Genomic DNA, 21,256 nt, shown 5'->3' with positions numbered 1-21,256 from the left:
TTGACCCGGCGACCGAATTCGGAGCTACCCACTACGAGCGTGCGATCCTCGAACACCGGGTTGAGCGTTTGGTAGAAGACCTCAAGGGCCGAGTTCAGCGCATTGGCTTAGCCGTTAAAGCATAGCCGATTTCCACACAAACATAGGGACTAGGGATCACTAACGGTTTGTTTTCCGTTGCTAGACCAGCCACCGGGGTTCCATCAGCAATGAATACCAGACTTTTGCGGATTTTGCGCATCTGGGTACTCCCCAGGCGCATTGGTTGACCAATTGGGCGTCGGGATTCTTCTAGGGTTAGGGGTAAACGCGATCGCTGATTAAAAGTGTCTAGGGTATCTGACAGGGTGCTACGCAAAGCCTCACTAGAGGCACTGTATTCAGTCTGGTAACTCACAAAGATTATTGGCGACAATTGTGCCATTACCTCTCGCTTCGTGAAGTAAATCTCGTGAGAAATCAAGTCAATATTGGAAATGGCATAGCCCCCACTACCTTCTATGTAGAAATCCACCCTTTCCCCTGCTAGGTAGCGCTTAAACCATTCAGAGTTTTTCACATCCTGGCTATCATCCAAAAAATCTGCTCTTAAGCCTGACTTAAGCAAACTATTTTTGCTCAAACGCAGGTCATGGTGGCGTTTCTCCAATTCTTTGATGGGTTCGTATTTCTGGAGATACCAGGCTTTTAGGGCAATAATGGCCATGATGTTTTCTAATAGGCACGGTTTCCCGACGCCTGCAGCTAAAATTCTCGTTTCGGAATTTTAGCAGTAACAGGTGATATCTTCACCACATTCATCGGCCAGATAAGACAGTGCTCGGAAGCGCAGGGCTACCACTTCATCATAGACAGGATTGAGTTTACACAATGGTGGAATCCGAAGTAGAGTGCGATTGAACAGTTTAATCTGCCGTTCAAAAGGACACTGGGCTGGAATTAGTCGGCACAGACGGTGGGCTAATTTGGGGTTATCAACCTCAATTTGGTTCAGCCACTGCCGTAATGACTCCAGCAGATCAAAAGTCTTCCTGGTCTTGCCGAGTAAAGCAGGAATTGTAATTTTGGAGGAATCTGTTCCTGGGTTAATCCAAACCCGACTTGTAATGATTAGCTTACTTATTGTATAATCAGATACACTCATGTCTTTTACCTGTGATACTACTAGTAGGCGGTAATCGAGTCGCCTGTAATATAACTACACAAGATATCTTTCTCATACCGGATTGACAGAGGATCATTTTTATGTATATCTTGCCAGAGCAAGATAACACCCCCCCTCTGTCTGAGGAGAGCCGATCTTGATGGTTATTACAGGCATACCGCCTTTTTTTTGTCCTTACCCTATCACTATTGGAATAGGGTCTTTTCGCCGCTGGATATCAGCAGCTGATCTTAAAATCGAATTAAATATATATAGTCAATCGACACAAACATGACTAGGTTAGGAAAAATCCTATAGATAGCAGTTAGTGTAAACCAGGTAAGCTAATACCCATTTACGCTACTCAATTGGAGCCATTGGTGCGCGATAGTTCCGAAGGACATAAACTGAGCTTTTGGTTTAGTACTCCAGCGTCAGCTCCTTCGCTACAGGGGCATCAAAGCTGATAGCTGGCAAAATGCGGAGCTTTGAAAGCAGCACGCTTAAAGCATAGTTGACTGTTAAGGGTTAAGCATCAACTGCCAAAAAGCTGTTACCAATTCCAATAGATCAGTTAAATGTGTACTAGCGTATTTGTTAAATTAGCTGATCTGTGTAATTAACTGCATCTACTGATATGCTGCCAAGATCCGTAATGACCAAGCTTGGTCAGTCTTACGGAAGTTTGGCAATTTGGCAATAGGGATTGAGTAATCACACTGATTAGAATAACTCATCACACTGATTAGAATAACTCATCAGTGCCTCTAATGTCATAAAAAAAAAGACTGACTTCAACATTTAGTTGTTTCCTGAGTGTTGAAGTCAGTCTTGTTGGGAATTAAGGACGAAAAGAAGGCAACAGGGACGCCAAGGGCGAACAACCTTCACCCTTCTGCTTATGATGCCACCTTAGCAGTAGAGCGCCGACGCCGTGTACCTGTGACCTTAACTGGTGGTTCCTCTGGAGTTTGCAGCAAGAAAACCATCAGGGGACGACTCCTGAGTTCCCGGCGAGCTAAACGCTGGAGGTCCGCTTCAATTTGCTTTTGCAAGCCTTCCCAATCAATTTCAGTCGGTTTCTCTGTCAAGGATTTATCAAAATCTGACCAGCGATCGCTTAATGTCCGTTCAATTCTTTTGATCACCAACTGTTGCAGGAGGGATGTTTCTAACGGTGAGACCACACCCCGCAGATGAATTTCTGGCTTGGCAAGGAGTTTGCCATCCCAACTGATTGCTGCAGCTACAGTCACTACTCCATCTCCAGCCAACTGCTGACGTTCTTTCATAACATTGTCATGAACAATACCAGTGCGGTCTACCAGTTCAATACCTGAGGGGACGTTACCTGTAATACTAATGCTGTCCTCAGATAACTCCACCACATCCCCATTGTCGGTAATCACAGTATTTTCCACAGGGATGCCCATACTATGAGCCATCTTGGCATGCTGAACTAGCATCCGATGTTCACCATGAACCGGCATAAAGAATTTTGGTCGTGTTAGAGCCAACATCAGTTTATGGTCTTCCTGAGCACCATGACCAGAAACATGAATGCCATGCTTACGACCATACACAACATTGGCTCCCAGCTTCATTAACCGATCAATGGTATTGACCACCGCAATTGTATTACCAGGAATGGGGTTGGCAGAGAAGACAACTGTGTCCCCTGCTTGGATTTGAATTTCTCGGTGTTCCCCTTTAGAAATGCGAGTCATTGCGGCTAGCGGTTCACCTTGAGAACCCGTTGTCAGAATCAGGATTTTTTCTGGCGCTATATTTTTAACTGCTTTTAACGGCTCAAACAAGTCATCTGGGCATTTAATGTAACCCAAGGTGCGAGCTTGGGCAATCACATTCAGCATGGAACGACCCACAATTGCCACCTTCCGGTTTTGTTTTTGGGCGATATCCAGGACTATACTTATCCGGTGAACTGAGGAGGCAAAGGTAGTCACTAGGACTCGTCCTGGTGCTTGGGCAATGGCCCGTTCTAGATTGGGATAAACCGAACGTTCAGATGGAGTATGTCCGGGAACTTCGGCGTTAGTCGAGTCACTCATCAAGCACAAGACCCCTTTTTCCCCATGTTCCGCTAGTCTTTGGAAATCGAAGAATTCTCCATCCACAGGGGTATGGTCAACTTTGAAATCACCTGTATGGATAATCACACCCAGTGGCGTATGAATGGCAATGGTAAAGCTATCAGCAATCGAGTGAGTGTTGCGAATAAATTCTACAAGGAATGAAGAACCGATACGTACCGTTTCACGGGGCATTACACGTTTCAATTCCGTGTGGTCAGCTACACCAGCTTCTTCTAGCTTGCCTTGAAGTAATGCCATGGCTAAGCGGGGTCCATAAATCACGGGAATATCAAACTGCTTTAAATGATAGGGAATGCCACCAATATGGTCTTCATGACCGTGAGTGACAATCATGCCCTTGATTTTGTGACGATTTTCCCGTAAATATGTCATATCGGGGAGGACGATATTAATTCCATGCATCTCATCATTAGGGAAGCCAATCCCAGCATCTAAGAGCAGGATTTCGTCATTGAATTCAAAAACACAAGTGTTCTTGCCAATTTCATGGAGTCCGCCTAGGGGAATAATTTTTAAAGCTGGTTTAGATGTTTGCTTAGTCATTTGAATCCTCTGAGTTTTTTTGCTAGTAAAAAAATGAAAAAACTGTTCCCAATTACCTTTGATTTGATCTATATAAGATCAAATCAATCACACAGATAAAGCAATGAATGAATGATGTATAGCTTTTTTATATCAACTAATTATTAGCAAATAAACGGCAAAATAATAGAAAATAAAAGAATAGTAAAAAATTAGGGAGAAAGAAAGCCAAAATTCAATAAACAATTAATAGCTCACTAATCTCCCTCCCAATCCCTAACATAGTCTTCGCTAAGGATTCAGTCATCTTTCCTACCTTACAAAGCGAAGATAGATCTGATGAAAGGGAATTGGTACAAAATGAGTAATTATTTAAATTAAATCCAGCTCAATCAGAACCTCCTTTAAACGGGATTTTAATTCAGAGGGTAGCTCGCACAGCGGTGAGCGAAGACTACCCACCTGCCAACCTTGAAGTTCTAGTGCTGTTTTGATCGGGATAGGATTGGTAGTACAAAAGAGTACTTTAAATAAGGGAAAAAGCTTGAGGTGAATTTGAGTAGCCTCACTAGTTTTCCCCTCCTCAAAAGCTTGAATCATCTGTTGGATTTGGGAACCGACCAGATGACTGGCTACACTAACTACACCTGCTCCTCCTAGTGCCAGGGTGGCTAGGGTAAAGGAGTCATCGCCAGAATAGATTGCAAAATCTGGTGGGGTTAAACGCCTAATTTGACTAGTCTGTTCGAAGTCGCTACTAGCCTCTTTGAGAGCTACGATATTAGGAATTTGGGCTAAACGAGCAATCGTCTCCGGTTGCAGATTTTGTCCTGTGCGACCCGGTACATTGTAGAGCATCAGGGGAAAGTCAGGGCTCGATTTTGCGATCGCTTGGAAATGTTGGTATAGTCCTGACTGTGGCGGTTTATTGTAATACGGTACAACTTGTAATGATCCATCTAACCCTAGTTTAGCAGCTTTTTCAGTAGCAGCGATCGCTTCTTTTGTAGAATTTGAACCCGTTCCAGCAATTACCTTGGCTTTACCTGCAACTGCTTTTTGGACTACTTGGAATAGCTGGTACTCTTCATCCCAGGTAAGGGTAGGAGATTCCCCAGTCGTACCACATACAACCAAAGTATCTGTCCCATTGTCAACCAAATGAGCTGCTAAGTGCTCTGCCACAGCATAATTGAGGCTGCTATCTTCCCTAAACGGCGTAATCATCGCCGTTAGCACACGTCCAAAATTGACCACCCTTTTCTAACTCCTCATTAATTATTGGTCATTGGTCATTGGTCATTAGTCATTAGTCATTAGTCATTAGTCATTAGTCATTGGTGTAGCTTCTATGCCAGAAGACTTTTTGCTAGGGACAAAGGACTTTTGATAAAACCCGACAAAGGACTAAGGACTAGGGACTAAGGACTAATCACATCTCCGACAAAGAATCTGAAACCCCGATCCTATCTAGGTTAAAACCTAATTTCTGGAGATGTCTTTTAGCCAATTTTTGGCTACCAATAACTCAGCAATTTGCACTGCATTCAAAGCAGCACCCTTACGAATCTGGTCTCCACTTAACCAAATTTCTAGACCACAAGGGTGAGAAATGTCTTGTCGAATCCTACCCACTAGTACTTCGTCATTACCGGACGCATCAATAGGCATAGGGAAGTAGTTCGCCTGCCAATCTTCTACTAGTTTTACTCCAGGGGCAGTGGCTAATACTTCTCTTGCCTTAGCCACTGGCATGGGTTGGTCAAATTCCAGGTTAACTGCTTCTGAGTGAGCACGCAGTACGGGAACCCGTACACAGGTAGCACTAATTCTTAACTGTGGAGCATTAAAGATTTTCCGGGTTTCATTGACCATTTTCATTTCTTCCTGACAGTACCCCTGCTCATTTAAGGGGGAGTTGTGGGGAAACAAGTTAAATGCCAGGGGATAAGGAAAGCTTTCTGTTGGTGGCGTTTCTCCTTTCAAAATTGCCTGAGTCTGTAATTTTAATTCTTCCATTGCTTTCATTCCAGCACCACTAGCGGATTGATAAGTAGCTACCACTATGCGTTTTACTGGCTGTACCTGATGTAATGGCCATACTGCCATACCCATTAAAATCGTAGTGCAATTGGGATTCGCAATAATTCCTTGATGATTTGCTGCTGCCTCTGGATTGATTTCCGGAATCACTAGAGGTACTTGTGGATCCATCCGAAAGGCACTGGAGTTATCAATGACCACTGCACCACTTTCTACAGCAATAGCCGCCCAAGCTTTCGACGTTGCCCCCCCAGCTGATGCTAAGACCAAATCTACCTGATCAAAAGAGTGCTCTCCCACCGCTTCCACTCGTAACTTTTCTCCCTGAAAGGGGATGACACGACCAGCAGAGCGGGGTGAGGCTAACAGCTTAAGGTCAGCCAGTGGTAAATTTCGGCTTTGCAAGAGTAACCGTAGTTCTTCACCTACAGCACCAGTTGCGCCTAAGATGGCAACGCGAACTTGACTAGACAAATGACTTTCCTCCACTCATTCAATTCAACATACTTAATCTTTTGATAATTTAATCAGTAGACTTCGCGACAGTTGTCAGGAGATAGGATACAGGAGACATAAAACAGTAACAATAATTGACGAAAACAGTATCAAAAAAATACTTTTGCCAGAGGTCTAGTGCATTCTTTAAGAGTATCTAAATTTTTTTTACCTTACTAGGTATTTAACCTCTGATAACGGTTCGGTATAGCAGGTAATCTCTATAAAAATTGATCCCAAATGTGATAATAAGGAAGAATTACGACCATATTAGAGCTGATTCGTCAAGTAAATCTTAAGAAGTATGAAAGCCTTGCTATGATTGTCTTTTGGGTATTAAATAGTTCAAATGTTATATTTGAGCCCAAGCCTTATCCTACAATGATTACAGCGAGTTTACGAATCAGCTCTTAAGCCTTGATTTTCAGGACTATTGCACTTTTTTATCAATATTGTTGTAAATAATGCCTCCTTATTGATTCTTTCCCTTACCCTGTTCGCTATAGCCCATTGGCGTCTTAATAAAATGCCTGGAATGCCCAAATATTAATAAACTTATCAATTAGCGCGAGTTTAATCCCTCACACTGCCCTATTAAGCTCAGGCCAGAGTCATCGACTGGCGTGTTAGGTACACTTAAAAAGCTCTGATCGACTAAGAGCTTGCTTAAAGGCTGTAGTAACCACCTACGTATCTATGGGCGAGTACTTTAGCAATCAATTCCGAAAGAATTACCCTAAACCAATAAGCTATAGTATTCAAACTAATAGGTAACTTTAATCAGTCAGCAAGTTGATGGCAACCGATCAGCTGGATTGTTTTGAAAGGGATTCTTTGGAGTAGTTTTTGGAGGATACTAAATCCACCCAAACGTTCAGCTTTTATCACTAATGCTGTTGGTGCGTGAATCTTCTGTTTTCGTAGTTTGAGTAGAGGAAAGGTATATAGATGCTCGCAGAAATGTGGTCTTTTCGTGGTAGGTATAAAATCCTCCACATGACCTGGTTTGCTTTCTTCCTGTCGTTTGTAGTGTGGTTCAACTTAGCACCCCTAGCAACACAGGTGAAATCAGACTTCGGTCTCGAAGTAGGTCAAATCCGAACCATCGCAATTTGTAACGTTGCCCTGACAGTGCCTGCCCGTATCATCATCGGGATGCTGTTAGATAAATACGGACCAAGAATCACCTACTCCCTGTTGCTGATGTATGCAGCAATACCTTGTATTGCTTTTGCCTCGGCACAGAACTTTAGCCAACTGGTGATTAGCCGCTTGGCACTGAGTATCGTAGGTGCAGGTTTTGTGATTGGCATCCGGATGACGGCAGAATGGTTCCCTCCCAAAGAAATTGGTTTAGCCGAAGGGATTTACGGGGGCTGGGGTAACTTTGGTTCTGCAGCAGCAGCCTTTACCCTACCTACCATTGCCGCTTTTTTAGCCTTTGGCAGTCCAGGTCTCAACTGGCGCTTTTCCATTGCTGGTACTGGGATTATCGCTGCTCTCTATGGTGTCCTCTATTATTTTAACGTCCAAGATACTCCCCCAGGCAAAGTTTATCAGAAGCCCAAAAGCGCCAGAGGAATGGAAGTCACCACTAAGAAAGACTTCTGGTTTCTGATGGTGATGAATGCTCCTCTATCTATCATTCTTGGTGTTCTGGCTTGGCGCTTGAATAAAGTAGGCTTTTTCGAGCAAAATGTTCTATATATCGTCTGGGCTGGTCTACTTGGGTTGTATCTGTTCCAAGCTTACAACTGCTGGGCAGTTAACAAAGATTTGTTAGCAGGTCGTAAGCGCTATCCTCCTGAAGACCGCTTCAATTTTTCTCAAGTTGCCATTCTAGAGTTGACCTACGTTGTTAACTTCGGTTCTGAATTAGCTGTAGTTTCTATGCTCCCTGCCTTCTTTGAAGGCACCTTCGGACTGAGTAAACAAGCAGCGGGGATGATTGCTGCTAGCTACGCTTTCATGAACTTGATGTCCCGTCCTGGTGGCGGCTTAATCTCTGATAAACTGGGTAGCCGCAAGATGACCATGGCAGTTCTAACATTCTGTATGGGTATTGGCTATCTGATTTTCAGTACGGTGAAAGGAGGCTGGTGGCTTCCTGGTGCGGTACTGCTGACCATGGCTTGTTCCTTCTTTGTGCAAGCTGGAGAAGGCTCTACCTTTGCCATCGTACCTCTGGTTAAGCGACGGATCACCGGTCAGGTGGCTGGTAACGTGGGTGCTTACGGAAACGTTGGTGCTGTTGCTTACCTGACTATCTTTAGTTTATTGCCAGCAGGAGATGTGGGTAACCGCATATTCTTCCAGGTGTTGGGTGTTACAGCTTTGGTTGTTGCCTTCCTGTGCTTCCTAGTATTGAAAGAACCTAAGGGTTCCTTTGCTGAGCTCCATGAAGGGGAAGAAGAATACGCTACTGCTGCTAGCCCAGCTGCTATGGAAACTGGAGACGTGATGAACTAGTTCCTTGGTGGGTCTAGTTGAAAGCACTCTACACTAGATGGCTGAAAAATATCTAGATAGAAGTGGGGCAATCTTAATTAAGATTGCCCCAAACCCGACGGAATAATTGCTTATTAAACAAGGTAAAAAAATCCTCAGCCTGTAAGCATTCAGCTATCAGCTATCAGCTAATGAGGTACTTGAGGTGCTTTTGAATAAAACAAGTAAGCATTGGTTTAATCTCTGTTACATCAGCTGACGGTTCCATAGCGTGAGCTTTTAGCTGAAGGCTGACAGCACCTCAAGTAGCGTGATCCTTGGCCGTTGGCCACGCTACGCGAATGGCTCACGGCTGACCGCTGAATGCTTACCTCAGCCTTTAGCTATCAGCTCTTCCAGCTCTTCAGCACTGAGCCAGATTTTGAATTAACGAAAACTTTCGTAAAAGCCTCTGGAAAAGAGGATATGATTGCTCGTATAACAGCATAAATCAGCTAAATAATTTAGGTAACTAGCTAAGTACTAACGAACTAACTAATTGATTAACTAATTGATGATTGATTTGATATAAACGTTTGTTATAAATAGCTGATATTTGATATAAGAATTATTAATTAAAAATTAATTGCAAAAATATTTAATCTAGTCACAAAATATACTAAAAAGACTCAAAAAAAATTGGGGGTAAAAATCATGACTGACTCAGCTAAGACACTATGTCCCTACTGTGGGGTTGGCTGTGGTCTGGAAGTATTACCTCCAGCTGGTTCTGGTCGTGCTACCTATCGAGATAGTCAAGGCAATCCGATTTGGAAAGTTAGAGGCGATCGCTCTCATCCCTCAAGCCAGGGTATGGTTTGTGTCAAAGGTGCCACTGTAACTGAGTCTCTGGATAAAGACCGCCTCAAGTATCCCATGATTCGGGATTCCCTAGATCAACCATTTCAGCGAGTGAGTTGGGATCAAGCCCTAGACCGAGTAGTGAATCGGATTCAGACGGTTCGTTTCACCCAAGGACCAGAAGCAATTTGTATGTACGGTTCCGGTCAGTTCCAAACCGAAGACTACTATATTGCTCAGAAATTGCTCAAAGGTTGTCTTGGTACCAATAACTTTGATGCTAATTCCCGCCTGTGTATGTCCTCAGCTGTAGCTGGATACATCCAAAGTTTTGGTTCCGATGGTCCTCCCTGCTGCTATGACGATCTAGAATTAACTGACTGTGCCTTTTTGATTGGGACTAATACAGCAGACTGTCACCCGATTGTATTTAATCGTTTGCGTAAGCATCACAAAAAGCATCGTCATGTTAAAATGATAGTGGTAGACCCTCGCCGCACGTCTACCGCTAAGCTGGCTGACTTACATCTAGCGATTAAACCGGGTACTGACATTGATTTACTCAATGGTATTGCTCACTTACTATTGCGCTGGGGTAAACTGGACACTGAATTTATTGAGGAGTGTACCAGCGAATTCTCCGCATACGCTCAGGTAATTATCAACTATCCACCGGATATCGTTGCCGAAAGATGTGGTATACCGGTGCATGAACTTGAGGAAGCTGCTCGCTACTGGGCAAAATCGAAGCGTGTCCTGTCTTTGTGGTCAATGGGGGTCAACCAATCATCAGAAGGTACTGCTAAAGTCCGCACCATCATTAATCTGCACCTGATGACAGGCAACATTGGTAAACCAGGAGCAGGACCATTTTCTCTAACTGGTCAACCTAATGCGATGGGAGGACGAGAAGCTGGAGGACTGGCTCACATCTTACCGGGTTATCGGGTAGTAAAGAATCCCCAACACCGCAGTGAGGTGGAACAGTTATGGAAACTCAAGCCAGGGACAATTTCCCCCAATCCTGGTCTTGATGCTTGGAGCATGATCAAAGGTCTAGAAACAGGAGAAGTTGGTTTCTTGTGGATTGCTGCCACTAACCCAGCTGTGAGTATGCCGGATATTGAACGAACTAAGGCAGCCCTAAGAAAATCCTCCTTTACTGTCTATCAAGATGCCTACTACCCCACTGAAACCGCTGCCTATGCTCATGTCTTGCTGCCAGCAGCCCAGTGGAGTGAAAAGACTGGCGCTATGACTAACTCTGAGCGAGTTGTCACCTTTTGCCCCCAATTCCGTAATCCACCAGGAGAAGCCAGACCGGATTGGGAAATCTTTGCGGAAGTAGGGCGTCGCCTCGGCTTTACTAAAGAATTTGACTTTACTGACTCTGCCGCTGTCTATCGGGAATTTGTCCAACTTACCCGTGGACGACTTTGTGACATGACTGGACTTAGTCACGAGCGCTTACGGAAAAACGGTCCGATTCAATGGCCCTGCCCTGAGGAGTTCCAAAACCAAGAGTCTTCTGAGTCACTGAGCAATCAGCAATCAGCACTAAATACTGGCAAACGGCTTTATACTGACTTCCGATTCAATACGCCAGATAGCAAGGCAAAATTTGCTGCCTTCCATTCTAAAGGACTGGCAGAACCCCCCGAGGAAGAGTATCCTTTGGTTCTGACAACTGGCAGACTCTATGGTCACTGGCACACTCAAACCCGCACCGGCAGGATTGAGAAAATTACCAAAATGTACCCCAATCCGTTACTAGAAATTCATCCCCGTGATGCCCAGAAGCTGGGGATTAAAGATGGGGGTTGGGTAGAAGTGCGATCGCGTCGCGGAACTTGCCGCTTCCCAGCTCAAGTCACTAAAGCGATTACTCCTGGTACAGTCTTTGCCCCCATGCACTGGGGAGCTTTGTGGGCAAATCAGGCAGAAGCTAATGCTCTGACCCATCCTGAATCTTGTCCCATTTCCCTAGAACCAGAATTAAAAGCCTGTGCTGTCAACTTGGTGCCCATCAGTGAAACTGACAGTATGCGATCGCAAAATCCCAACCAAGAGCCATTAGGAACACCGATTTTACAAAAGCTCAAAGTTTTTAGGTAATTGTTAAAAGTTTTAACCTTCCATTCTTAATTCCGCTCTCCGAGAGTTTCCCAAAGACCTGCCTCACCAAGGGTGATTGGAGTCTGGGTTTGTGTCTGGGCAAGATTTGAAATAGACATAAACGGCACTAACCCCATCACCAAGGAGCACAAAACTATCAGCATAGTCATCCTGACTGGATGCTGCCAGTGTGTAGTTACAACATGAGACTGGGTTGTGCTGCTAAGCTCTTGCATGCTCATGACTAAAACCTCAGAATAGATGTGTACGAATATAGGGATATTTCACTGTTGTCTTTGAGGATGCAGTGCATTGTTCCTATTCATGCCAAGTTGCAGGGACAGTCGGCAACTTGGTATTTTTTGATGCACTAAAATCCTTTACATTTTGAATCATACAAAAATTTTTGGAAAAAGTAGCTAGATTTACCAAATAAAAACACAAAAAGTAACATTAGTTACTGAATTTAATTAATTTTTGTGAAATACAGTAAGTTATGAGGTTTTTAGGCATAGACCTTGGCTGGACTTCTGGAGCAACTGGTCTTTGTTGCTTAGATTGGTTTGACGGCACCCTAAACCTGCTAGATTTAGACCGCAAAGAGTCAATCACAGATATCCTGAACTGGATAGACCATTGGTCACCATCTCCAGAACCCGCCATGGTAGCAGTAGACGCTCCTACCCTGATTCCCAACCCTACAGGAATGCGTCTACCGGATAGACTGACCCATAAATACTTTGGGCGCTATCATGCCGGGTGCTATCCCGCCAACCTCCAACGCCCCTTCGCCCAGCGCACTATAGAATTTGGTCTTAGCCTAGAACAACGGCAATTTATCCATGCCCCAACCATCACTCCCCAAAAACTAGGGCGCTACCAAATTGAAGTCTTCCCCCATCCCGCCATCGTCCAGCTATTCAACCTCAATCGCATTCTCAAATACAAAAAAGGGAAACTAAGGGAAAGACATGCTGAACTAATCAAACTTCGTCAATATATTCTCGATATCCTACCTAGCCTTACCCCTGCTCTCAACTCCCTATCATCCTCGCCCCTGACTTCTAGTCTTTGCAGTTCGTTTTTCCCCCACATCCCCACTACCGGCAAAGCCCTCAAAGCTGCTGAAGACCAGCTAGATAGTATCATCTGCGCTTATGTAGCAGCCTACTGGTGGTATTGGGGAACTGAATTTAATTGGGTATTAGGAGATGCAACAACTGGGTATATTATTACCCCCTGTCGAAACGGAAAAGACTGATCAACTCTCAAGGCACGCACTATGGCAAAATAGTAATCGTCGAGAAAAATCAACCATAACAATAAAGTAATCCCAGTGAGTCCTACTGCCCAAGCGCCCAAGACTACTCGCCGCCTAGTGTTTCCTTTCACTGCCATTGTCGGTCAGGAAGAAATGAAACTGGCATTGCTCCTAAATGTGATCGATCCCAAGATTGGGGGAGTAATGATCATGGGCGATCGCGGCACAGGCAAATCTACTACTATTCGTGCCTTAGCTGATTTATTACCAGAAATCGATGTAGTTGCTGAAGACCCTTTCAACAGTGACCCTCAGGAACCTGACTGGATGGGCAATGGTAATGGAGCAGCTGCATCTAGGACAACGGTCAAGAAAAAAGTTCCCATGGTAGATTTACCGTTAGGAGCAACCGAAGACCGGGTTTGTGGTACAATCGATATAGAAAAAGCCTTATCTGAAGGTGTCAAAGCTTTTGAACCAGGACTGTTGGCTAAAGCTAATCGAGGCATCCTCTATGTCGATGAGGTTAACCTGCTCGATGACCACCTAGTGGATGTACTCCTAGACTCCGCTGCTAGTGGTTGGAATACTGTAGAACGGGAAGGCATATCCATTCGCCACCCTGCTCGCTTTGTATTAGTAGGTTCTGGTAACCCAGAAGAAGGAGAATTACGACCCCAGTTACTAGACCGCTTTGGGATGCACGCGGAAATCCGTACAGTCAAAGAACCAGTGCTGCGAGTCAAAATTGTGGAAGAACGGGGAGAGTTTGATCAAAATCCTAACCAATATATTGAACAACACCAATCTGAGCAAGAAGCCTTACAGAAACAGATAGTAATGGCTCAAGAGCGACTTGCTGAAGTAGAAATGGACTACGACTTTCGGGTGAATATTTCAGAAGTTTGCTCAGAACTGGATGTGGATGGACTCAGGGGTGATATTGTAACTAATCGTGCGGCTAAGGCTCTGGCTGCATTTGAAGGACGAACTGAAGTTACAGTGGATGATATCCGCCGGGTGATTACCTTATGTTTACGGCACCGCTTGCGTAAAGACCCCCTGGAGTCGATTGATTCAGGATATAAGGTTCTCAAATCCTTTAACCGTGTTTTTGGGGTTGAAGCAGCTGAATAAGATTGAGTTACTATAGCGCAATGATTAATTAGTAATAGTTAATAGGTAATGGGTGATATTGCCCCAATGCGATCGCAAAAACTCAGCAGGTAGGTGTCGGATGCCGGGGTTGAAGACTTGCCCGTAAGTCTACCCTCGGTATGGTGGTCAGGGTAAGCGCAAGAAAAAATTGCCTATAATGTGCATTGGCTGGATATCGATTGATAGTGGCTCGAAACCCCTATAATTTCGTAGAACTTTACTCGCAATAGAGTTAAGTTGTTAAGAATAGCGCGGTCTTTTTATCAATAAGCCTAGGCTTATTGATTCTTGCGTTTACTCTCTTGAAACTGAATTTCCCTCCAGCGCTTTCAGAAAAACCCTTACCTAGATCGCTTTCCAGCCATTTTTTAACTACCGCTACTGGGTACATTTAGGGATCGACTCCTGAAAAGGATTTGAAGCGAAGCTCCTTGATTGCGAGGATCAAGCTCAAACCTACATGGGCACATAATTTAAGGAACTCAATCGCTACATCCCCTACAGTAATAGAGTTTGAGTTGTACTATTTTACAACTGAACTAAAAAGTTCAGTTGTAATTATTTTCACATTTGTCATAACTTTACTAAATATCCGTCAAAATTATTTTTTCCATAAAGCTTTTTAATTAGAGATTGATCAAGGAATTTGATTGTACTAATTTAAAGCTAGCGATAAGAGCTGATTTGTAAACTCGCTGTAATCCTTGTAGGATAAGGCTTGGGCTAAACTAGAACAATTGAACTATTTAATACCCAAAAGACAATCATAGCAAGGTTTTCAGGATTCTTAATATTTACTTTACAAATTAGCTCTAAATAGTTAATTCAATTTAGTGATTATGGATGTCATCAAAGGTTTTAAAAACCAGGCAGTTTTCTTAGCTAGTTTACTGACTGTTGGCTCAACAGTGACCATAGCCTCAACGGCAAACGCTGTGACTCTTAAGGTAACTGTTGAGAATTTGACACCAGAAAATGGTGCTGTTGTCACTCCTGTTTGGTTTGGTTTTCATGATGGTAGTTTTGATAGTTTTAATATTGGCGAATCTGCTTCTTCTGGAATAGAAGCCTTAGCAGAAGATGCTATCACAGGTCTTGAAGCTACTGTTCCTGGTTTAGTTGAATTTGCGATAGAACTAGGTCTTGATACCAACGATGTCCCACCCCAAAGTTCACGTATTGCTGGTCTGTTTGCTGACAGTGCTGCTGGTCAAAACGGTGGTGTTCAAGGTATAGTTATAGATAACCCTGCAGGTCTTTTTCCTGGGGATGTTGTCTCGACAAAAATCAAGCTGGATGAAGATTTAGCTAGCAACTCCTTCTTCAGCTACGGTGCAATGTACTTCCCTAGTAACGACGCTTTTATTGCTAACGATAACCCAATCGCAATCTTTGATGGTGATGGTAAATTTACTGGTGCAGACTTCATTGTTCTAGGTGACCAGGTTTGGGATGCTGGTACAGAAGTGAACGATGAGAGTCCTTTGAATGTACCATTTACTTTTGCTGAAGTTGGGAATGGTATTGATGAAAACGGTGTTGTTCTGCCTCATCCTGGTTTTCTACCAGCAGGTAGCGGTGGTGTTTTAGATTTTGGAGATGGATTCTTTGCCAACGCTGATTTCACCACACCAGGTTTTCAGGTAGCCCGGATTACCATTGAAAAAGTCCCAGAACCAGCCACAATTACAGGACTGTTATTACTAGGTGGTTTATCAATATTACGTCGTCGAGTTGGTCGCAGCAGATAACTCTTTTGTTTGAAGGGGTGACAAACTAAGCTGTTGTACATTTAAATTGCACAACAGCAAGGCAGAAGGCAGAAGGCAGAAGGCAGAAGGCAGAAGGGGAAAGAGTTTCAGGTTTTTTTTCCTGATTTAATCAAGGGATGCAGCGCGGTCTTGGGGTTTCCCCCAAGACCGCGCTGCATCCCTTCTGAGTAAGGCTTCTAGAATTTAGATGCGTTTGCCCTGACTAGCCTGGTTAACTGAGAAAACTATTCAACTCCTTGCATAAATAACCAAGTTAAGGGTGATAGGTAATATAGAGCAATCCTAATTAGCCATCCTAATTCCTAGGTGAACACTACTCTTATCCTGAGTTCTCAGTTTTGAGTTCTCAGTTGGGCAGTTTTGGGTCAGACCGATCACTTTTCACCATTTCTATAGGATTACTATTATGCTTGGCTTTAAGAAAGATTGACTATTCTGACAGATGGAGCAAAAATCCATCTGCTGTCAGTTTTGCTCTTTCTAATCGTAAGTATTCAGCGTTTAGCGTTTAGCTTTCAGCTAATCCTAATCAGGATAATCCGAAAAACGGAGATTTGTCAAGAAAAACTTATATATTCGCCACTTTCAGCCAAATTCCTAAGTTTTGCTTGATTCCAAAGCTGAGTGTGTAAGTGCGTTCGTGTAACGTGCGCGTAGCTCGATTGACCGTAGGTCACGCGGGGCGCGTTCGCTAAATACTTACGTTTACTACTTACGTTTGCTTTTCTCAGTGAGGTAACTATGAAACGAATAGCGACTAGCTTTAGCTGGTTCCTAGCGACACTACACTTCACCGGAACTATCAGTGCTCTTTCGGTGCAAGCACAAGTCACTAAGCCAATGTCTAACAATATTGGCTCCAATGCTCTTACTCAAACTATTGCTCAATCACCAGCTGTTAATCCCCCCAACTTTGGAACAGCCCTGGACAATAACCAAGTAGTAGAAGCAGTACCTTTAATTGAACAAACTTGGGAAAAACAATATCAGAATCACCTAGACATCAATTTCCCTGACCAATCCATCACTGTCGAGGAAATTGCTGATACTCTTGGCAAAATCACCAATCAAACTGGTCAAAAGCCTGGTCTTATCTACATGGTTCCGCGATCGCACCAACTAGAGCTGGTATTAATTACACCAGAAGGTAAGCCCATTCACAAGCGTGTCTCCGCAGCCAATAAGGAAGCTCTGTTGAGTCTAGTGCAAGAGTTTATCCAAACTATTACTAATCCTATTCGTAGGCACTCTAAACATTATCTACCAGTAGCTCAACAACTCTATCAGTGGATCATTGAGCCTGTGGAACCAGACCTTAAAGCTCAAGGCATCAACAATCTAATTTTTTGTCTAGGTGGGGGGTTACGCCACCTGCCCTTTGCTGCCTTACATGATGGCCAAGAGTTTCTGGTGGAAAAGTATAGTTTAGCCCTGATTCCTGCCTTCAAATTAACAGATACTGTCTATACCGACCTGAAAAATTCCCAAGTTTTGGCTATGGGAGCATCAGAATTTAATGATCACAATCCTTTACCTGCTGTGCCAGTAGAGTTATCTGTTATCACCCAATATCCCTGGCAAGGAAAATCTTTCCTCAATAAAGATTTTACCCTAACTAATCTACAGTGGCAACTGGGATATCATAAGAATTTTCAAATCCTGCACCTGGCAACTCATTCAGACTTCCAGGCGGGAAAACCAAACAAGTCTTATATTCAGTTTTGGAATAGTAAACTGACTTTAGATATATTCACTGAATTGCGTTGGCACTCACCAGTGGTAGAATTATTGGTGCTGAGTTCTTGTCAAACTGCCATCGGGGATAAAGAGGCTGAGTTAGGCTTTGCGGGATTAGCGGTTCGCGCCAATGTCAAGTCAGCAGTAGCTAGTTTGTGGTCTGTCAGCGATGGTGGAACCCTAGTGCTGATGAATGAATTTTATCAGTCTCTTAAAACTGTACCAATTAAGGCTGAAGCGTTGCGACAAGCTCAGATCGGGATGTTGAAACAAACGGTAAGTTTGGCTAGTGTTACTGATCGACCAAATGTATCGTTACCTCCAGAACTAGAATCTCTCAACTATGAAGATTTATCCCATCCATATTATTGGGCGGCTTTTACTTTAGTTGGTAATCCTTGGTGATAGCTTGCTCTTGTATCAGCTATCAGCTGATAGCTGATAGCTGACCACTGAATGCTTCAGCTATTACAACCAATTCCCTACCATGATATAAGGAGCCCAGAAATAAGGGTGTTCATAGCTTGGGTCTTGTAAAATTGATTTTTGGGCGCGATTGAGGGCTTCAGCTTTTGAGATTGATTTGTCAGTAAGTTCCTGGTAAAACCGATTCATTAACACAGCTGTGACTTCATCATCTACTAACCAAATAGTAGCAAGGGTACTACGTGCTCCTGCTTCTATCGCTACACCAGCTATACCCAGAGCCGCTCTCTTGTCCCCAGTTGCTGTTTGGCATGCACTCAGCACCAGTAATTCGATCGGAGTGGGTTGCCGTAGGTCTGTAGTTTGCAGTAATTCCTTCAATTCAGTAACATTGATATTACTATCCCAGGTCATAATGAAAGTCTTCTCAGCTTCAGAGCTAAATTGACCATGGGAAGCAATGTGTACTACTGGGAAAGTAGCTGCTTCCAAATAATTTTCAAACCTGGTTTCAGTAAAGTCCTGATTGAGGAGGATTTCACTAGGAACTTGAGCCTTAATTTTCTCTAGCTCTACTTCTACAAACGGCAAAGGTACAGATCCCCGACGGGATTCAGACAACCCAGCCGTTAGGACTTTGATATCTTCCCTGACTAAGCGCTCGGGATTCATTAAATCTAGTCCAGGGGTTAGCGCTATACTATACTTCTCGACTAAATACTGCTTACCGTCGTGAAGTGCTGCCATGGGAATATTGCGCAAGGCTCCATCAAGAACAAATACTAGGGTGTCTACTTGAGAGTTAGCTAAATCCTCTTCAATCGGTCGGATTACCCAATTGTATACCTGCTGCGACATTGGTAAAAATGCCCGTCGATGAACCTGCTGTAAAAACTTACGCAGTTCTTCCAGAGTAGATTCAGTTTGGTCTTGGGCAAGCTCTGTTCTATAGTGGCGCAGTTGTTGTTGGGGTAAGCGGATAATGATATCCACGCTTTCTGGTAATATGATAGGATAAATTAATGCTGCTTTAGTATCAACTTGGTCGATGACTTGATCAATCACTACAGGAGTAGCGTTTAAACAGGCTGAGCGAAAATAGTTATCTAGTTCGGCTAGCTGCAGTGACTCAATGATCTCACGGGCTTTTTCCAAGTTGTCGGGATTGGAATTCCTGCTGTCTGATTGCAGCAGTAATTGCACGAATTCTCGATAGACTGGCTCTACACTCTCTCGAAATGTAAACCTGACCTCTTGGTTAACAGCTACTAGGTCACTCCGTAGAGACTTGAGAGTGTTAACTGCTTCGGTGTAAGCTGCGATCGCATTTTGCTCTTCCCCCTGCTGTTTCAAAATACGTCCTAGTTGCCATTGCCAGCGATAGCTAATATCTGGAGCATTGATTTCTTGAGCTAACTTTAAGGCTTGTTGAGTCAGGTCTTGAGACTCTGGTAACTGCTGATTCTTCTGATAGAGTTGACCTAGACTACCAAGAGCATAAGCTTCCGCTCGCTTATCTCCCAATGCTTTAGCCTGTTGTACTGCAGTAGCTAGGATTTTCGCAATTTCATAAGAAGGCTCAACCCCAGTCTTAGCCGAAAGCTGAAGTCTCTTGGCTGAAGTCTGAACATTTCTTTCATCCTTGATACTTCTGACTTCATCCTTCATTAGGCTTTGAGCAAAATTAATCCTCAGATAGATACTGCGGCGGCTCAGAGGTAAGGATTCCAGTTGAGGCCAGATTTGAGGAATTAATGCTTGTGCTTGCGCAATCCTTTTATTGTCAATCAATAAGCTAAGTTGATTTAATTGGGCTTCAAGCTTAGTGATTGGATCTAATGACTCATCGAATGCTTGTTGATAGTAATCAATAGCTTCGTCTAATTCTTGCTGAGCCCGTGCTGTATTCCCTAAGCTAAATAATGTAGCGCTAATCTCTTCAGACGATGGTAAGTTTCGGGCAATCTCTAAGCTTTTTTCTAAGGTTTCCCGGGATTGACTCAGCTCTCCTACTAATTGACGCATATTTCCAAGCGATCGCAATCCTATCGCTTTGTTCAAAGAGTCAGGTTGAGCAGTTAACGATTCCTCGACCTGATTGAGTAGATTTAACGCCCGCTTATACAGTCCTAATTCTTGTAGGGCTTGCGCTATATTAATCCGACTCCGAATCTGACCGGCTTCATCCCCTAATTCACCATAAGTTACCGCAGCTTGCTCCCAACTTTCCATTGCTGCTTTGGCTTCTGATGAACCAAGCTCAATACTTCCTTTTATCATTAGGGATTGCGCCAGCAGTTGTAAGTATGCTGTAGACTTATCGGTGGGTTTTATAGAGCGCAATATTTTTTCACTATTAGCGATCGCATTCTTGGCTTGAGTCCATAACCCCAGTTGCTGATAAGCCAACGAGAGATTACTTAACACCATCGCTTCTGAGAGTTTATCTCCCTGAGTTTGATTACTCTCAAGAGCTTGTTCTAAAACATCTACTGCTTCGGCGAATCTACCTGAATCGTAGAGACCTTTGCCCTGTTTAAGTAACGTGGAAATTTTAAAGTTAGCAGGTTGAAGGTTAGCAGGTTTAAAGTTATCAGGTTTAAAGTTAGCAGGTTTAAAGTTATCAGGTTTAAAGTTAACAGCTTGTTCGCCTTTGGCGTTCGAGTAGGGTAGGTTAGCCGGTTTCAGGTTTGTCCCTTTAAGAGCAATATCCCCTTCAACATTCAACCTTTCAACCTTCAACCCTTCAACCCCTTCAACCTCCAACCCTTCAACCTTAAAGGTTTGTGGGATTTTTGCTAAAACCGGAGGTACTAAATTGCACAGTAATGCTGTTAGCAGAGCAATCAGAGGCAACCTTATCCACCTCTTTATCCTCAACCCTAAGGATTTACGATTTACTCTACCTATACTACCACAATATATCTTTTTTTTTACCATGGCTGATTTTCTCCCTTACTGCACCTCATCGCTATCAAAAACGCTATATTCATTAGAATCTATAATTTTTATTTTTCTGTTCAAAATGGTCTAAAAATCAACGAAAAGTAGAATCCATCTTCCTGTAACGTTCTATCTCTAGTTTCAACATCCACCAACTGCAAGCCCCAGCCGATATTAGCCTCTAGTAAATCTCCTTGCTGCCATCGCATCCCTTGGTCTAGGTTTGCGATGGCAG

General features: G+C 43.5%; 13 protein-coding genes. 6 read left to right on the top strand and 7 right to left on the bottom strand.

Annotated elements, in window-relative coordinates:
* Nucleotides 1-94: 94 nt before the first annotated feature.
* From F6J94_RS11860 to F6J94_RS11840, 5 genes are all read right to left on the bottom strand, one after another.
* Nucleotides 95-706 carry a hypothetical protein gene (locus F6J94_RS11860; protein WP_367142197.1) on the bottom strand — a complete coding sequence of 204 codons (612 nt, stop codon included), beginning with the start codon at nucleotides 704-706 and terminating at the stop codon, nucleotides 95-97.
* Nucleotides 707-766: 60 nt separating this feature from the next.
* Nucleotides 767-1,144: a Mo-dependent nitrogenase C-terminal domain-containing protein gene (locus F6J94_RS11855; protein WP_070394323.1), complete on the bottom strand. Its 378-nt coding sequence runs from the start codon at nucleotides 1,142-1,144 to the stop codon at nucleotides 767-769.
* A gap of 899 nt (nucleotides 1,145-2,043) precedes the next feature.
* Entirely contained in the window at nucleotides 2,044-3,804 is a 1,761-nt protein-coding gene (locus F6J94_RS11850; protein WP_293021094.1) for a ribonuclease J, read from the bottom strand.
* 351 nt (nucleotides 3,805-4,155) lie between these two features.
* Nucleotides 4,156-5,040, bottom strand: a complete 885-nt coding sequence (dapA, locus tag F6J94_RS11845) for a 4-hydroxy-tetrahydrodipicolinate synthase (protein ID WP_293040088.1) — start codon at nucleotides 5,038-5,040, stop codon at nucleotides 4,156-4,158.
* Nucleotides 5,041-5,265: 225 nt separating this feature from the next.
* Nucleotides 5,266-6,300, bottom strand: coding sequence for an aspartate-semialdehyde dehydrogenase (locus F6J94_RS11840; protein ID WP_293040086.1), 1,035 nt, complete (start codon nucleotides 6,298-6,300; stop codon nucleotides 5,266-5,268).
* Between the two features lie 969 nt (nucleotides 6,301-7,269).
* On the opposite strand from F6J94_RS11840, the gene F6J94_RS11835 reads away from it, so the two are divergent.
* Entirely contained in the window at nucleotides 7,270-8,790 is a 1,521-nt protein-coding gene (locus tag F6J94_RS11835) for an MFS transporter (protein ID WP_293018484.1), read from the top strand.
* Nucleotides 8,791-9,462: 672 nt separating this feature from the next.
* Nucleotides 9,463-11,724 carry a molybdopterin oxidoreductase family protein gene (locus F6J94_RS11830; protein WP_293040083.1) on the top strand — a complete coding sequence of 754 codons (2,262 nt, stop codon included), beginning with the start codon at nucleotides 9,463-9,465 and terminating at the stop codon, nucleotides 11,722-11,724.
* A 26-nt stretch (nucleotides 11,725-11,750) separates the two neighbouring features.
* Here the strand turns inward: F6J94_RS11830 and F6J94_RS11825 are convergent, their stop codons facing one another.
* Nucleotides 11,751-11,966, bottom strand: a complete 216-nt coding sequence (locus tag F6J94_RS11825; RefSeq protein WP_293018490.1) for a hypothetical protein — start codon at nucleotides 11,964-11,966, stop codon at nucleotides 11,751-11,753.
* A 254-nt stretch (nucleotides 11,967-12,220) separates the two neighbouring features.
* Between F6J94_RS11825 and F6J94_RS11820 the strand changes: the two genes are divergently transcribed.
* The 4 genes from F6J94_RS11820 (at nucleotide 12,221) to F6J94_RS11805 (ending at nucleotide 18,057) form a co-directional block, all read left to right on the top strand.
* The gene (locus tag F6J94_RS11820) at nucleotides 12,221-12,985 is read left to right on the top strand and encodes a DUF429 domain-containing protein (protein ID WP_293040081.1); all 765 of its coding nucleotides are present in this window, start codon (nucleotides 12,221-12,223) and stop codon (nucleotides 12,983-12,985) included.
* A gap of 75 nt (nucleotides 12,986-13,060) precedes the next feature.
* The gene (gene bchI / locus F6J94_RS11815; RefSeq protein ID WP_293040079.1) at nucleotides 13,061-14,122 is read left to right on the top strand and encodes a magnesium chelatase ATPase subunit I; all 1,062 of its coding nucleotides are present in this window, start codon (nucleotides 13,061-13,063) and stop codon (nucleotides 14,120-14,122) included.
* An 860-nt stretch (nucleotides 14,123-14,982) separates the two neighbouring features.
* Complete coding sequence (locus F6J94_RS11810) at nucleotides 14,983-15,894, top strand: spondin domain-containing protein (protein WP_293040078.1); 912 nt, start codon at nucleotides 14,983-14,985, stop codon at nucleotides 15,892-15,894.
* A 762-nt stretch (nucleotides 15,895-16,656) separates the two neighbouring features.
* On the top strand, nucleotides 16,657-18,057 hold the full coding sequence (locus F6J94_RS11805) for a CHAT domain-containing protein (protein WP_293040077.1): 1,401 nt from the start codon (nucleotides 16,657-16,659) through the stop codon (nucleotides 18,055-18,057).
* 63 nt (nucleotides 18,058-18,120) lie between these two features.
* On the opposite strand, the gene F6J94_RS11800 is transcribed toward F6J94_RS11805, so the two are convergent.
* Nucleotides 18,121-20,934 (bottom strand): CHAT domain-containing protein, encoded by a 2,814-nt coding sequence (locus tag F6J94_RS11800; protein ID WP_293040076.1) that lies wholly within the window; start codon nucleotides 20,932-20,934, stop codon nucleotides 18,121-18,123.
* Nucleotides 20,935-21,256: the final 322 nt, after the last annotated feature.

It is taken from the genome of Moorena sp. SIO1F2 (genome assembly GCF_010672755.1).
Taxonomy (GTDB): domain Bacteria; phylum Cyanobacteriota; class Cyanobacteriia; order Cyanobacteriales; family Coleofasciculaceae; genus Moorena.
The sequence above is the reverse complement of the archived record's forward strand: the minus strand, read 5'-3'. Positions and strand labels throughout refer to the sequence as shown.